1 protein-coding gene is annotated in these 1,974 nt (G+C 60.5%); it reads right to left on the bottom strand.

Annotation, left to right across the window (positions count from 1 at the left end; translation table 11 throughout):
- The coding region (locus AD665_RS27540) for an immunoglobulin-like domain-containing protein (protein WP_342342208.1) at positions 1 to 1,974 on the bottom strand (1,974 nt) is incomplete at both ends.

The following is a 1,974-nucleotide window of genomic DNA, read 5'->3' as shown; positions in this document are numbered from 1 at the left end:
TGCGGTGTAAATAATCTGACCGCCTTCGGTGATGGTCTCGCTGGCGCTCAAGGTCAAGCCAGTGGTGTCCACCGAATCAGTGATCGTGGTAACCGCAGGCGTCGTGTCCGGTACCAGGTTTTCGAAGTTGCCACCGGTTGCGCCGGTGATGGTGGTGCTGACGGTGCTGCCATTGTTGTAGACGTCATTGGCAGGCGTATTCACCGCAACGGTGCCGGTAGTTTCGCCGGCTGCGATGTTGATCACCGAGCCGTTGCTCAAGGTCACGGTCACTGGCGTTTGAGCGGCGTTGGTCAGCGTTGCGGTGTAAACAATCGAACCGCCTTCAGTGATGGTCTCGCTGGCGCTCAAGGTCAGGCCAGTGTCGTCCACCGAATCAGTGATCGTGGTAACCGCAGGCGTCGTGTCCGGAACCAGGTTTTCGAAATTGCCGCCAGTTGCGCCAGTGATAGTGGTGCTAACGGTGCTGCCATTGTTGTAGACGTCATTGGCAGGCGTATTCACCGCAACGGTGCCGGTGGTTTCGCCGGCGGCGATGGTGATGACCGAGCCGTTGCTCAACGTCACGGTGACTGGCGTCTGCGCTGCGTTGGTCAGGGTTGCGGTGTAGGTGATCTGGCCGCCTTCGGTGATGGTCTCGCTGGCGCTCAAGGTCAGGCCAGTGTCGTCCACCGAATCGGTGATCGTGGTAACCGCAGGCGTCGTGTCCGGAACCAGGTTTTCGAAATTGCCGCCCGTTGCGCCGGTGATGGTAGTGCTGACGGTGCTGCCGTTGTTGTAGACGTCATTCGCAGGCGTATTAACCGCGACGGTGCCGGTGGTTTCGCCTGCGGCGATGGTGATCACCGAGCCGTTGTTCAGGGTCACGGTCACTGGCGTCTGCGCCGCGTTGGTCAGCGTCGCGGTATAAGTGATCTGACCGCCTTCGGTGATGGTTTCGCTGGCGCTCAAGGTCAAGCCAGTGGTGTCCACCGAATCGGTGATCGTGGTGACGGCTGGTGTGGTGTCTGGCACCAGGTTTTCGAAGTTGCCGCCAGTGGCGCCAGTGATGGTGGTGCTGACGGTGCTGCCATTGTTGTAGACATCGTTCGCAGGTGTATTGACTGCGACGGTGCCAGTGGTTTCGCCTGCGGCGATGGTGATCACCGAGCCGTTGCTCAGGGTCACGGTCACTGGCGTCTGCGCCGCGTTGGTCAGCGTCGCGGTATAAGTGATCTGACCGCCTTCGGTGATGGTTTCGCTGGCGCTCAAGGTCAAGCCAGTGGTGTCCACCGAATCGGTGATCGTGGTAACCGCAGGCGTGGTGCTTGGCACCAGGTTTTCGAAGTTGCCACCGGTCGCACCGGTAATGGTGGTGCTGACGGTGCTGCCGTTGTTGTAAACGTCGTTGGTCGGAGTGTCGACGGCAACGGTGCCGGTGGTCTGGCCCGCAGCAATGGTAATGACCGAGCCATTGCTCAAGGTGACGGTCACTGGCGTTTGAGCGGCGTTGGTCAGCGTCGCGGTGTAGGTGATCTGGCCGCCTTCGGTGATGGTTTCGCTGGCGCTCAGGGTCAGGCCAGTGCTGTCCACCGAGTCCGTGATCGTGGTGACGGCAGGCGTAGTGTCCGGAACCAGGTTCTCGAAGTTACCGCCCGTTGCACCGGTGATGGTGGTGCTGACGGTGCTGCCATTGTTGTAGACGTCATTGGCAGGCGTATTCACCGCAACGGTGCCGGTAGTTTCGCCGGCGGCGATGGTAATCACCGAGCCGTTGCTCAAAGTCACGGTCACCGGGGTCTGCGCGGCGTTGGTCAGGGTTGCGGTATAGGTGATCTGACCACCTTCGGTGATGGTTTCGCTGGCGCTCARGGTCAGGGTAGTGGTGTCGACTGAGTCGGTGTTCGTGGTAACCGAAGGCGTGGTGCTTGGCACCAGGTTCTCGAAGTTACCGCCGGTTGCGCCGGTAATGGTGGTGCTGACGGTGCTGCCATT

The organism is Pseudomonas corrugata (assembly GCF_001269905.1).
In the GTDB taxonomy this organism is placed as follows: domain Bacteria; phylum Pseudomonadota; class Gammaproteobacteria; order Pseudomonadales; family Pseudomonadaceae; genus Aquipseudomonas; species Aquipseudomonas corrugata.
Note: the sequence above shows the minus strand (reverse complement) of the source record. Positions and strands in the feature narration are given on the sequence as shown.